Genomic DNA, 13,016 nt, shown 5'->3' with positions numbered 1-13,016 from the left:
TACGGCGGGGCTTGTTGGAAATGCAATCGGCGTCGGGCGCCGGCGCAGCATGGGCCCCCGTTTGCACGGGGGCGACGGGCGCCAGGCGGCTGCTGGCGGCGTTTTGGCGGGTTACGCCGGCTGCGGACTCGGCGTCCCCCCGCTAACCCGCCCTACGGCTGGCGCGGAATCCGTGGGAGTAAGCCGGCATGCTCAGTCGGCGGCCTGGTGGGGGCGGCGGGCCATGGCGTGGCCGAGCATGACCAGCACCGGGCCGTGCGACGGCGCCAGGCCGTGCGCCAGCGTGTCCAGGGTCAGGCGCACGATGCGCTGGTCGGCGCGGCTGACGTTTTCGATCACCACCACCGGCGTCTCCGGCAAGCGTCCCTGGTCCAGCAGGCGCTGCGCGGTGATGATGGCTTCGCGCCCGCCCATGTACTGCACCAGCGTGTCGCTGTCGGGCATGTCGACGTCGGCCGGGTGTTCGGGGGCGGTGCTGGAAGTGAAGAAGGCCACGCTGCGCGAGATGCCGCGCTTGGTCAGCGGCTGCTTGGTGGCCGCCGCCGCCGCGACCGCGGTGGTGATGCCGGGGACGACTTCGACCTCGATGCCGGCTTCCTCCAGCGCGCGCAATTCCTCGTCGGCGCGGCCGAACAGCATAGGGTCGCCGCCTTTCAAGCGCACCACCAGTTTGTGGCGTCCGGCGTTGTCGACCAGCTGGGCGTTGATCGCGTGCTGCGCGGTGGAGCGCTGGCCGGAGCGCTTGCCGACCGAGATTTTCTCGGCCTGCGGGCACAGTTCCAGCATTTCGTCGGTCACCAGCGCGTCGTGCAGCACCACGTCGGCTTGCGCCAGCAGGCGCGCGCCGCGCAGCGTGATGAGATCCTGCGCGCCGGGACCGGCGCCGATGAGATATACCTTGCCAAGCTGGGACATGCTGTACTCCGTATAGATTGAAACGAACCCGCCGGCGCCAACGAAAAGGGGTCAGGCTCGCGCCGCGCGCGAACCTGACCCCGGTCCATGGTGCCAATGGATCAGGCTAAGCGAATCATACCCGCGGCCACGGTCTGGTGGGTGACTTCATCGATCAGGATGAAGGCGCCCGTCGCGCGGCTGTCGGTGTAATCGTCTGCGGCCAGCGGCTGCTGCACGGTCAGCGAAATACGGGCCACGTCGTTCAGCTTCAGCGTTTCGGCGCTGCTGCGTTCCTGCGTGTTGATGTCGAGCAGGGACTCGACGCCGGTGATCTTGGCGGCGGTCTGCTTGGTGCCGTGCTTGATCCAGTACTTGCGGCGCAGGTCCAGCGCGTCTTCCGACAGCCAGCATACATCCGCGTTCAGGGTCTTGAGCAAGGTGGCAGGATGCTCGCTGCTGGCGAGCAGGTCGCCGCGCGAGATGTCCAGGTATTCGTTGAGCAGCAGGGTCACCGACTGGCCGGCCGACGCCGACTGGTGCGAGCCTTCCAGGGTCAGGATGTCCTTCACCGTGGCGCTCTGGCCCGAAGGCTGCACCACCAGCTTGTCGCCGACGGAGACATTGCCCGCTTCGATGCGGCCCATGTAGCCGCGGAAGTCGTTCGCCTCGTGGCCGTTGTGGCGCGCCACCAGCTGCACCGGGAAGCGGAACGGCGCATGGTGCGCTTCGTCGTACACGGACAGCGATTCGAGCAGCTCGATCAGGGTCGGACCTTTATACCAAGGCATGTTCTCGCCTGCGTCCACCACGTTGTCGCCGCTCAGGGCCGACAGCGGGATGGGCGTGATGTCCTTCAGGCCCAGCGTCTGCGCGAATTCCTGGTAGGCCTTGACGATGCGGTCGTAGATCGCCTGGTCGTAGTTCACCAGGTCCATCTTGTTCACGGCCACCACCACGTGCTCGATCTGCAGCAGGTGGGCGATGGTGGAGTGGCGCTTGGTCTGGATCAGCAGATCCACGCCGCCGTCTTCGCGCAGCTTCACTTTCGACACGTCGATCAGGATGATGACGGCGTCGGCGGTCGAGGCGCCGGTGACCATGTTGCGGGTGTACTGCTCGTGGCCCGGCGTGTCGGCGATGATGAACTTGCGCTTGGGCGTGGCGAAGTAGCGGTAGGCCACGTCGATGGTGATGCCTTGCTCGCGTTCCGCTTCCAGGCCGTCGGTCAGCAGCGACAGGTCGATGGTGTCGCCCACGGTGCGCTTGTTCTTGGCGCGCGACACGGCGGCCAGCTGGTCGGCGAAGATGCCCTTGCTGTCGAACAGCAGGCGGCCGATCAGCGTGCTCTTGCCGTCGTCGACGGAGCCGGCGGTGATGAAGCGCAGCAGGCCTGCCTGGTTGTCGGTATTGTCTATGCGTGCGTTCATCAGAAGTAACCTGCTTTCTTACGTTTTTCCATGGAGGCTTCGGAGGTCTGGTCGTCCATCCGGGTTGCGCCGCGTTCAGTGATCTGGGTGACGGCCGTTTCGGCGATGATCGCTTCCACCGTTTCCGCGTCCGAGGACACGGGGCAGGTGCAGGAGATGTCGCCCACGGTGCGGAAGCGCACCACCTGGGTTTCGACGGTTTCGCCGTCGCGGGCCGGGGTCAGATCGGTCAGCGGCACCAGCAGGCCGTTGCGCGGGATGACCTGGCGCTCGTGCGCGAAGTAGATCGGCGGCAGTTCCAGCTTTTCGCGGGCGATGTATTGCCACACGTCGAGTTCGGTCCAGTTCGAGATCGGGAACACGCGCATGTTCTCGCCCGGATGCACGCGGGTGTTATACAGGTCCCACAGTTCCGGGCGCTGCGCCTTCGGGTCCCATTGGCCGAATTCGTCGCGGAAGGAGAAGATGCGCTCCTTGGCGCGGGCCTTTTCCTCGTCGCGGCGGGCGCCGCCGATGCAGGCGTCGAAGCCGTGTTCGGCGATGGTTTCCAGCAGCGTCACCGCCTGCGCGCTGTTGCGCGAATCGGTCAGCGGGTTACGCAGGCGCACCGTGCCCTTTTTGATCGAGTCTTCCACCGAGCCGACGATCAGGCGTTCGCCCAGTTCGGCCACGCGCTTGTCGCGGAAGGTGATCACTTCCTCGAAATTGTGGCCGGTGTCGATGTGCACCAGCGGGAAGGGGAACTTGCCCGGACGGAAAGCCTTCTCGGCCAGGCGCAGCAGCACCACGGAGTCTTTACCACCCGAGAACAGCAGCGCGGGGTTGCTGCATTCGGCGGCCACTTCGCGCAGGATGTGGATCGCTTCGGATTCCAGCGTGTCCAGGTGGCGCGCATTCACGGCGCTCAGGCCGATGGGGGAGGCGTAACGGTCAACTACAGTATTCATGGCTTGTGCCTATTGTTTAGTTGTGACTTATGCAGCCACGGATTTGATGCGTATCAGCTTGCCGTCTACCACGTGCAGGCCGCATTCCTTCGATTCCGGATTCTCCCACCACCAGCGGCCGGCGCGCACGTCCTCGCCCGGTTCCACGGCGCGCGTGCACGGCTCGCAGCCGATCGACGGGAAACCCTTGTCGTGCAGGGCGTTGTACGGCACCTCGTTCTCGCGCAGGTAGTTCCACACGTCTTCCTCCGACCAGTCGGCCAGGGGATTGAACTTGGTCATCAGGTGGGCCGGGTCGTCCTCCTCTATCATCAGCGAAGTGCGGGTCGCGGACTGCGCGCGGCGCTGGCCGGTGATCCAGGCCTGGTTGCCGGCCAGGGCGCGCCCCAGCGGCTCGACCTTGCGGATGCGGCAGCATTCCTTGCGCATCTCTACGCTATCATAAAAAGCGTTCAGCCCATTTTGCGCGACGTAGGCTTCCACCGCCTCCGGCTGCGGACGGTACAGCGCGATATCGTAGCTGTATTTCTGCTTGACCTTGTCCAGCATGGCCAGTGTTTCAGCGTGCAAGCGACCGGTCTCCAGCGAGAAGATGGTGATCGGCAGGCCGGCCTTCAGTATCAGGTCGGTCAGCACCATGTCTTCGGCCGCCAGGCTGGAGGCGAACACCGCCGGCGTGAAGTCGCGCACGATGCGCTCCAGCGTCTGCTGCGTGGACTGGACCAGTGAATCTAACTCGCTCATGGCGATCTCCCTTCCTTAGATGCCGTAGCCGGCGTCGCCGCCGTCGGCTTGCGGCGCGGCGCGCTGTGCGCGGCGGAACAGCGGCACCTTCTGGTCGACCGACGCCTGGTAGGTCTCCGAGAAATCGGACAGGCCTTTGAGCGCGTCGTTGATGTCGCGGTCGGCGCGCACGGCGTAGGCGTTGAAGCCCACGCGCTGCATCGAGAACAGCTGGTCGCGCAGCACGTCGCCGATGGCGCGCAGCTCGCCGGCGTAGCCGAGGCGGGTGCGCAGGTTGTAGGCGATGGAGTAGCCGCGGCCGTCGGTGAATTTCGGGAAGTCGACCGCCACCACCGCGAAGGCGTCGAGTTCGCCCTTCAGCGTTTCCGGACGTTCGTCGCTGGCGAACCAGACGCCGATTTCGCCGGCGGCGCGGCCGGCGGCCAGCGCTTCGGACTGCGCCAGCCAGGTTTTCAGCGGCACGATCACTTTACCGGTGGGCACGGCCAGCGTGGCCGCGTCTTCGCCTTCGGCGGCGCGCAGGACGGTCCAGCTGTCCTCGGCCACTTCACGGTTCTTGATGATCAAATTTTTATCAGACATATTCATCTTCTCCAACCAGGCGGCCCGCGTCGACGATAGGCGTGGCGTATACAAATTCCTTGAACGGCGCGACGCCGATGCGCTGCGTGGTGTCGACGAAGCGCTCGCCTTCCACGCGTTCGCGCACATAGACCTGCAGCAGGCGGCCGATCACTTCCGGCATCTGCAGCGCCGAGAACGACGGGCCGATGATCTTGCCGATGGCCGAGTGGTTGCCCTGCGCGCCGCCGATCGACACTTGATACCATTCGCTGCCGTCCTTGTCGACGCCCAGCACGCCGATGTTGCCGACGTGGTGGTGGCCGCAGGCGTTGATGCAGCCCGAAATGTTCAGTTCGATGTCGCCGATGTCGTGCTGGAAGTCCAGGTTGTCGAAGCGCTCGGCGATGGCGGCGGCGATCGGCAGCGACTTGGCGTTGGCCAGCGAGCAGAAGTCGCCGCCGGGGCAGCAGATCATGTCGGTCAGCAGGCCGATGTTGGGCGTGGCCAGGCCGTGCGCCTTGACTTCCTTCCACAGCTCGAACAAGCGGGTCTGCTCGACGTCGGCCAGCACGATGTTTTGCTCGTGCGTCACGCGCAGCTCGCTGAAGCTGTAGCGGTCCGACAGGTCGGCCATGAAGTCCATCTGCTCGGCGGTCGCGTCGCCCGGCGGCACGCCGGTCTTCTTCAGCGACAGCACCACGGCGGCGTAGCCGGGCTGCTTGTGCGCGCGCACGTTGCGCTTGAGCCAGTTGGCGAAAGCCTTGTCGTCAGGGTGCCCGGCCAGCGGGTCGATCGCGGCCAGCGCCTTGTACGGGTGCGGCTCGAAGTAGGCGATGACGCGGTCGATTTCCTCCTGGGTCAGCGTTTCGGCGCTGTCCTTCAGGTCCTCCCACTCGGCTTCCACCTGGCGCGTGAATTCCTCGGCGCCGATGGCCTTCAGCAGGATCTTGATGCGGGCCTTGTACTTGTTGTCGCGGCGGCCGTACTGGTTGTAGACGCGCATCACGGCTTCGACATAGGTCAGCAGGTGTTCTCGCGGCAGGAACTCGCGGATCACGCTGCCCAGGATGGGGGTGCGGCCCATGCCGCCGCCGACCATGACCTTGAAGCCGATCTCGCCGGCTTCGTTGTAGACCACGGTCAGGCCGATGTCGTGCACGGCGATGGCGGCGCGGTCTTCCACGGCGCCGTTGACGGCGACCTTGAATTTACGCGGCAGCGCGATGAACTCGGGGTGGAAGGTGGACCACTGGCGCAGGATTTCGCAGTAGGGACGCGGATCGATGATCTCGTCGGCTGCCACGCCGGCGAATTCGTCGGTGGTGGTGTTGCGGATGCAGTTGCCCGAGGTCTGGATGGCGTGCATCTCCACCGAGGCCAGCTCGGTCAGGATGTCCGGGGTCTGTTCCAGCTCGATCCAGTTGAACTGGATGTTCTGGCGCGTGGTGAAGTGGCCGTAGCCGCGGTCGTACTTGCGCGCGATGGTGGCGAACATGCGCATCTGCTTGCTGGCCAGCAGGCCGTAAGGCACGGCGATGCGCAGCATGTAGGCGTGGCGCTGCATGTACAGGCCGTTCTGCAAACGCAGGGGCAGGAATTCGGCTTCGGTCAGCTCATCGCTCAGGCGGCGGCGTACCTGGTCGCGGTACTGCGCGATGCGCTCGCGGACGATGAGGTGGTCGTATTGATCGTATTGATACATATCATTCCCAAAAAAAATCGCTGGCCGGCAGGGCTGGCTCTTTCAAAGTATCCCAAACTAGTGACAATGGTAATAAACTTCACCTTTATTCCAAACGACTTAGTCTTTATTTGCTTATATACGTATTGGGTATAAGCATCAGCGTAAAATACGGTTAGAACAGCCCCAACAAGAGTCCGAGAACAACAATGAATCTTCATCAACTGCGTTTCGTCCGTGAAGCGGTGCGCCAGAACTATAACCTGACCGACGCCGCGAAAGCCTTGTTTACGTCACAGCCCGGTGTATCCAAGGCCATTATCGAGCTGGAAGAGGAGCTGGGCGTGGACATTTTCACGCGGCACGGCAAGCGCATCCGCGGGCTCACCGAGCCGGGCCGGCTGGTGCTGTCCTCGGTGGAAATGATCATGCAGGAGATCGACAGCCTGAAGCGCATCGGAAAGGAGTACGCGGCGCAGGACAGCGGCAGCTTCACCATCGCCACCACCCACACCCAGGCGCGCTACACGCTGCCGAAGGTGGTGCAGGCCTTCATGCAGAAGTTCCCGAAGGTGCGCTTGTCTTTGTTGCAAGGCAACCCGCGCCAGATCGCCGAGATGGTGCAGCGCGACCAGGCCGACCTGGCGATCGCCACGGAATCGATCGCCGGCATTGATAATTTGATCACATTGCCATGTTACCAATGGGAGCATGTGGTGGTGGTGGCGCCCGACCATCCGCTGCTCAAATCGAAGGCGATCACGCTGGAGGAGATTGCCGCTTTCCCGCTGATCACCTATGATGGCGCCTTCGCCGGCCGCAGCAAGATCGACCACGCGTTCGCGCTGCGCGGCCTGAAGCCGGACGTGCTGCTCGAAGCCATCGACGCCGACGTCATCAAGACCTACGTCGAGCTGGGCATGGGCGTGGGCATCATTGCCGGCATGGCTTTCGATACCGAGCGCGACCGCAGCCTGCGCGCGATCCCGGCCGGGCACCTGTTCGGCATGAACGTGTCGCGCGTGGCTGTCAAGCAGGGCGCCTACCTGCGCAGCTATATCTACACCTTCATCGAATTGCTGGCCCCCACGCTCAACCGCAAGTTGATCGAGCAGGCCATGAGCGGTGAAAAAGACCATTACGAGTTGTAAAGTACAAGAAGAGCAAGCATGAAGACCCAAGCAGAATATTACGCGGCTGTCGCCGCCACCTACGACCTGCAGTACGAGCAGCCCGAGCTGGAAGAGGACCTGGAGCAGCTGCAGGACCATCTGAGCGAGCTGCTGAGCGGCCACAAGGTGCTGGAACTGGCCTGCGGCAGCGGCTACTGGACCGAAATCATCGCCGACACGGCGGTTTCGGTGCACGCCATCGACAACAGCCCGCAGATGCTGGAAGCGGCGCGCGAGCGCGGCCTGGACGACGATGTCGTCGAATTCGCCGAGGGTGACGCCTTCAACCTGCCGGCCGGCGTGGCGCCGGGCGACTTCACGGCCTGTTTCGCGTCCGGCCTGTGGTCGCAGGTGCGGCGCTCGGACCAGGACAAATACCTGGCCCAGCTGCGCCTGAAACTGGGCAAGGACGTGCTGCTGGTGCTGCTCGACCGGACCTATGTCGAGGGGCACAGCGAGCCGATCGCGCGCACCGACCTGGACGGCAACAGCTTCCAGATCATCACCGCGCCGAACGGCGAGCGCTACGAAGTGGCGCAAAGCTACCCGTCCGACAGCTGGCTGCGCAAGCGCCTGTCCACGGCCGCCAAGGAAGTGCGTGTCGAGCGCCTGGAACACTTCTGGCTCGCCACCTGCCGCCTGCGCTAGCCGCTCCTGAAAAAGGGGTCAGGGTTATTTATGCGATTCGTATATGTTTCGCATAAATAACCCTGGCCCCATTTTTCGTTGCGGATCAGCAACGGGTTGTTGATGTCATATTGTTGAAGCATTTGTTAGGCAAGATTCGTCCCGTCAAGTTGCAAGCGACGCTCTCCTCAACAAACAACAATGGATCATCAAGTGAAAAAACTTACTCTGGCAGCACTGGTCATCGGCGCGTTCTCGGCAAGCGCACAAGCACAATCGAACGTGACCATCTATGGTCTGGTCGACGCGGGCCTGGTCAAGGAAAGCGGCGGCGCTGCGGGCAGCGTCACCAAGGTTACCAGCGGCATCGGCAGCCAGTCGCGCCTGGGTTTCCGTGGCGTTGAAGACCTGGGCAACGGCCTGTCGGCCGTGTTCGCGCTGGAAACCGGCCTGAAGGTCGACGACGGCACGCTGGACAACGCCAACAGCGCGCTGTTCAACCGCCAGGCCTACGTCGGCCTGAAGAGCAAGGAACTGGGTTCCTTCACCTTGGGCCGCCAGTACACCATGCTGTACAACGCCATGAGCCAGGTCGCCGACCCGTTCGGCGCGGGCTATGCCGGCTCGATCAAGAACCTGTTCCCGACCGCCGGCGCCAACACCCGCGTCAGCAACGCGATGGTGTACGCTAGCCCGGTCGTATCCGGTTTCTCGGCTGAAGCGCTGTATGCCCTGGGCGAGCAGGCTGGCAGCAGCACCGCAGGCCGCCAGTTCGGTTTCGGCCTGAACTACGCTCAAGGTCCGCTGAACGCGCGCCTGGTGCACAACAACCGCAACCAGGACACCGCCGCCGTCGGCGCCACCCCGGCCAAGATCCAGGACAAGGCCAAGAACACGCTGCTGGCCGTCAACTACGATTTCACCGTTGTGAAAGCCTTCTTCGCCTACAGCGTGGACAAGGGCCTGAACAGCGCTCCGATCCCGGTCGCCAATGCCTACGGTTTCAAGGTCGCGCCTAAGGCGTCGATCGACAGCAACGACATGCTGCTGGGCGTGAGCGTTCCCGTGGGCACCGGCAGCGTGCTGGCTTCCTACATCCGCAAGGACGACAAGACCGTCAACAACCAGGATGCCAACCAGATCGCGCTGGGCTACACCTACCCGTTGTCGAAGCGCACCAGCACCTACGTCGCTTACGCCAAGATCAAGAACAAGAACGGCGCAGGCTATACCGTTGGCAACAACAACGAAGCAGGCTCGGGCGACAAAGCCTTTAACGTGGGCTTCCGCCACGCGTTCTGATCGCCTGATTTTCAGCATGCCGAAAGCGCCCTGCGGGGCGCTTTTTTCATTCGCGCGGCAAGGGCAAATCGATGGCGATGAGGGCGCCGCTGCCGGCGCCGTCTCGTTTGCCTTGCTGGGCGCCGATGTCGATCTCGCCGCCCAGCGCCCACACGCGTTCGCGCATGCCAAGCAGGCCGAAGGAGTGCGCCTTGGCCAGGTCGGGAGGGGCGATGCCTCGGCCGTTGTCTTCTATCCGCAGTTGCAAGCAACTGTCGCGCTTGCGCACGGAGATCCACACGTGGCTGGCATGGGCATGGCGCGCGATGTTGGTCAGTGATTCCTGCACGATGCGGAACACCGCCGTGCTGTAGCGGTCGTCCGGGATCAGTTCATCTTCCTGCGCGTCGAGTTGGCATGCGACATTGTGCCGTTGTTCCCATTCGTCGCACAGCGTTTGCAGCGCGTAGTACAGGCCGCCTTCATCCAGCGCCGACGGACGCAGGTTGGAGGCGATGCGGCGCAGCGACGTGATCGCCTGCAGCAGCAGCTTGTCCATGCCGCGCATCTGCCGCACGGCCAGCGGCGTGGCATAGGGCTGCTGCAGCAGCAAGCTGAGGTCGACGCGCAAGGTGGCCAGCAGCTGGCCCAGGTCGTCATGCAGTTCGCGCGCGATATGGGCGCGCTCTTCTTCGCGGATGGTTTGCAACGCGGCCGACAGGTCGCGTAATTGTTCGTAGGAGCTGGTGCGGTCGCTGGCGCGGCGGCCGAGCGCCTGGCCGTCGCGGCGCGAGTGCGCGGCAACCGCGCCGGCTGCCAGCGTCCTGGCGCGGCGCCGCAAGCGGCGCGCGGACAGCAGCAGCACCGCCGCACCCACCGGCGCCGCCCACTTCCATGCCACTTTTCCCTGATTGTCCATGCGCACCCTCGCCGCCGGAATGCCGGCCCAAGGCTACACAATAGGGAACCCACCGAGCCCAGTGTTGATCTGGCGCAGGGTTGTGCAATTTACATCTGTTTGAACAGGTGCAGGAAGCTGCGGGACACTTCGAGTTTGTCGCTACGGTCCTTGATCAGCACCAGGTGGCGGCCACGGATGTCGCGCGTCACGCCTTCGATGGCGTTCACATTCACCAGCGTGGCGCGGTGGATCTGCCAGAACAGATCTGGGTCGAGCTCGTCTGCCAGGTCGCGCACCGGCTTGCGGATCAGCGCTTCGTATTTGGCGGTTTGCACGCAAGTGTATTTCTCGTCCGAGCGGAAAAACAGGATTTCCTCGACCGGTATCATGCGCAAGTCCTGGCCGATGCTGGCCTGTATCCATTGCAGATAGGTTTTCTTCGGCGCCGCGATCTTTTCCGCCAGCTGCGACAGCATGGCCGTGACGCTGGCGTTCACGTCCGGGCCGCCGGCGCCGGCCGGCGTATTCATGCGGTGCTTCAGGCGCTCCACCGTGATTTGCAATCGCTCGGGTTCGGCAGGTTTCAGCACATAGTCCACCGCGCCGCGCTCGAACGCTTCCACCGCGTGCACGTCGTAGGCGGTGACGAACACGACATTGCTCTTGTTGCCGATGGCAGCGGCGGCCTCCATGCCGGTCTTGCCCGGCATGCGGATATCGAGGAAGGCGAAGTCGGGCTTGAGTTGATCGACCAGGTCGATCGCTTCCTCGCCATTCTTGGCTTCGCCGACGATCTCCAGTTCCGGCCACACCTGGCCCAGTCGCATGCGCAGCTGATCGCGCATCAGTCTTTCATCGTCGGCAAGAATTGCAGTTGGCATAGTCTGTTCTTGTTAAAAGTAGGTGCCAATTATTCAATGAATCGACGCGTAGCGCAATCGATTCCTTGTCCTGGCGCAGGCAGCTTATTTGGAGAGCTGGTACGGCACTTCGATGGTGGCGATCACGCCGCTGGGCTTGTTGGGTTCGATATTCAGCGCTCCCTGCTTGCCGTGCAGTAGTTTCAGGCGTTCGCGGATGTTGGTCAGGCCCAGGCCGGTGCCGTCGCTGGGCTTGGCGCCGAAGCCGAGGCCGTCATCGGCCACGATCACGCGCAGCTTGTTGTGCGCCACTTCCGCGCGCACCTTCAGCGTGCCGCCTTCGGGCTTGCCCTCCAGGCCGTGCTTGATGGCGTTTTCCACCATGGATTGCAGCATCATCGGCGGAAAAGCGGCCGAGCGCAGCCCGTCCGGCACGTCGAAGTCGATGGTCAAGCGCTCTTCCATGCGCATTTTCAGCAGGGCCAGGTAGGCCACCACCATGTCGCATTCACGGCCCAGGTTGGTGATCAGGTTGCTGTCGCGCATTTGCGGCAGTACCGCGCGCAGGTATTTGATCAGGCTGCGCTGCATGGCCGAGGCGCGCGGCGGATCGGTTTCTATCAGATGCTCGACCGAGGCCAGCGTATTGAACAGGAAGTGCGGCTCGACCTGGGCCTGCATCATCTGCATTTTTGCTTCGCTCAGCTGGCGCTGCATGGATTCGCGTTCGGCGGCGGCGTTGGCGGACATGGTTTCAGCTTCGGCGCGCTTCTTGCCGCTCATCAGCGCCTTGGTGGCGAACAGGGCCAGCACCAGCAGCGAGACGAAGCTTTTGAACCAGGTCGATGCCTGCTTGTGATAGCGCGACACTTTCTGTTCGGCGGCGTCGTCCACCGCTTCCTCGATGGCATTCGACAGTTCCTCGCCGATTTGCGGCGGCAATTCGATATGGACTTCTTCGCCCGGCAGGGAGGGGGCGGCCGGGGCGGCTGGCGTGCGTCCGGTGCGGCCGGCCTTGCCGGCGGCGCTTGTGGAAGCGGCTTTGGCAGGCGGCGTGGGGGCTGCTGGCGTTTCAGGCGGGGCGGGCGGTTCGGCGGGCGCGGCCGCCTCCGGCGCTTGCGGCAGTTCCGGCGTGGCGGCCGGAGCGGCTTCGCCACTGGCGGACGGCGCGTCCTTGCGTATCTTGCTGCCGCGCGGGTTGAAGTGGATGCCGCTGTCGTCGATCAGGATATTGGTATCGCCGCCGGGGCGTGAGCGCTTGCGCTCGCTGCTGACGTGTTCCTCCTCCGGACTCGAAGAGAACAGCTCATCCTGCAGGATGGAGCCGGCGATCAGGGCCAGCGCCGCAAACAGGAAGAACTTCCACCAGGACAGTTGGGTGACCCAGGTCGCGGTCGCATCGAATCCTTTATGCAGCCAAGCAAGTATGGTCTTCAGCGTGTCTTGTACTTTGGGTTGGGGAAACATGCAGTGCCTTCAGATTTCTCGAATGGTGCAACTTTACGCAAGCTGCGCCGGATTCGCCATCGCCTTGCGACAGTCTGCACAAATCGGGACCTGGGCCGGGGTGGCGGCGAAGCAGTCTGAAAAAAGGCCCTTGCCAAGCCGCGCAAGCCTCTATATAGTTCTGCCTCCCGACGCGCCGCATGCAGATGCGAACGTAGGGAAGAAAAAAAGAAAGTTGACGAAGAAAGCGAAACACTGCATAATCTCATCTCTCTGCTGCTGACGAACAAAACGCTTCGTCAACCAAAAACGGCAGGTTCTTTAAAAAATTACAATCGATAAGTGTGGGCGTTTGATGATGGAGCCCGCGGCGCAAGCCGCGTCTCAAATTATTTAAACGCTCGCACAATATATTAAACGTGACCTCGAAAGAGGAATCGTCAGTATTTTGAGTGAGTGATTTTATGCT

12 protein-coding genes are annotated in these 13,016 nt (G+C 63.3%); 3 read left to right on the top strand and 9 right to left on the bottom strand.

Translation table 11 applies throughout. The features are described from left to right. Window positions 1-192: 192 nt before the first annotated feature. From cobA to ACSQ8Y_RS16360, 6 genes are all read right to left on the bottom strand, one after another. The gene (gene cobA / locus ACSQ8Y_RS16385) at window positions 193-915 is read right to left on the bottom strand and encodes a uroporphyrinogen-III C-methyltransferase (protein ID WP_436267499.1); all 723 of its coding nucleotides are present in this window, start codon (window positions 913-915) and stop codon (window positions 193-195) included. 101 nt (window positions 916-1,016) lie between these two features. Then, on the bottom strand, window positions 1,017-2,324 hold the full coding sequence (locus tag ACSQ8Y_RS16380; protein ID WP_436267498.1) for a sulfate adenylyltransferase subunit 1: 1,308 nt from the start codon (window positions 2,322-2,324) through the stop codon (window positions 1,017-1,019). Next, complete coding sequence (gene cysD / locus ACSQ8Y_RS16375; protein WP_436267497.1) at window positions 2,324-3,271, bottom strand: sulfate adenylyltransferase subunit CysD; 948 nt, start codon at window positions 3,269-3,271, stop codon at window positions 2,324-2,326. The genes ACSQ8Y_RS16380 and cysD overlap by 1 nt, the downstream gene beginning before the upstream one ends. Before the next feature lie 27 nt (window positions 3,272-3,298). Further along, window positions 3,299-4,015, bottom strand: a complete 717-nt coding sequence (locus tag ACSQ8Y_RS16370; protein WP_436267496.1) for a phosphoadenylyl-sulfate reductase — start codon at window positions 4,013-4,015, stop codon at window positions 3,299-3,301. A gap of 15 nt (window positions 4,016-4,030) precedes the next feature. Continuing rightward, complete coding sequence (locus tag ACSQ8Y_RS16365; RefSeq protein WP_436267495.1) at window positions 4,031-4,597, bottom strand: DUF934 domain-containing protein; 567 nt, start codon at window positions 4,595-4,597, stop codon at window positions 4,031-4,033. Beyond that, the gene (locus tag ACSQ8Y_RS16360; protein WP_436267494.1) at window positions 4,590-6,281 is read right to left on the bottom strand and encodes a nitrite/sulfite reductase; all 1,692 of its coding nucleotides are present in this window, start codon (window positions 6,279-6,281) and stop codon (window positions 4,590-4,592) included. The genes ACSQ8Y_RS16365 and ACSQ8Y_RS16360 overlap by 8 nt, the downstream gene beginning before the upstream one ends. A 188-nt stretch (window positions 6,282-6,469) precedes the next feature. Between ACSQ8Y_RS16360 and ACSQ8Y_RS16355 the strand changes: the two genes are divergently transcribed. The 3 genes from ACSQ8Y_RS16355 (at window position 6,470) to ACSQ8Y_RS16345 (ending at window position 9,361) form a co-directional block, all read left to right on the top strand. Next, on the top strand, window positions 6,470-7,411 hold the full coding sequence (locus ACSQ8Y_RS16355) for a CysB family HTH-type transcriptional regulator (protein WP_436267493.1): 942 nt from the start codon (window positions 6,470-6,472) through the stop codon (window positions 7,409-7,411). An 18-nt stretch (window positions 7,412-7,429) separates the two neighbouring features. Then, window positions 7,430-8,080, top strand: a complete 651-nt coding sequence (locus tag ACSQ8Y_RS16350; protein WP_436267492.1) for a class I SAM-dependent methyltransferase — start codon at window positions 7,430-7,432, stop codon at window positions 8,078-8,080. A 216-nt stretch (window positions 8,081-8,296) separates the two neighbouring features. Beyond that, window positions 8,297-9,361 (top strand): porin, encoded by a 1,065-nt coding sequence (locus tag ACSQ8Y_RS16345; protein WP_436269845.1) that lies wholly within the window; start codon window positions 8,297-8,299, stop codon window positions 9,359-9,361. Window positions 9,362-9,407: 46 nt separating this feature from the next. Here the strand turns inward: ACSQ8Y_RS16345 and ACSQ8Y_RS16340 are convergent, their stop codons facing one another. The 3 genes from ACSQ8Y_RS16340 to ACSQ8Y_RS16330 all read right to left on the bottom strand — a co-directional run bounded on the left by ACSQ8Y_RS16340 (window position 9,408) and on the right by ACSQ8Y_RS16330 (window position 12,568). Beyond that, window positions 9,408-10,259, bottom strand: coding sequence for a sensor histidine kinase (locus ACSQ8Y_RS16340; protein WP_436267491.1), 852 nt, complete (start codon window positions 10,257-10,259; stop codon window positions 9,408-9,410). Between the two features lie 89 nt (window positions 10,260-10,348). Next, entirely contained in the window at window positions 10,349-11,122 is a 774-nt protein-coding gene (locus tag ACSQ8Y_RS16335; RefSeq protein WP_436267490.1) for a LytR/AlgR family response regulator transcription factor, read from the bottom strand. An 84-nt stretch (window positions 11,123-11,206) separates the two neighbouring features. Then, window positions 11,207-12,568 (bottom strand): sensor histidine kinase, encoded by a 1,362-nt coding sequence (locus ACSQ8Y_RS16330; protein WP_436267489.1) that lies wholly within the window; start codon window positions 12,566-12,568, stop codon window positions 11,207-11,209. Window positions 12,569-13,016 lie beyond the last annotated feature (448 nt).

It is taken from the genome of Pseudoduganella sp. LjRoot289 (assembly GCF_964252925.1).
Lineage (GTDB): Bacteria > Pseudomonadota > Gammaproteobacteria > Burkholderiales > Burkholderiaceae_D > Rugamonas.
This window is presented reverse-complemented; position numbering and strand designations above follow the sequence as displayed.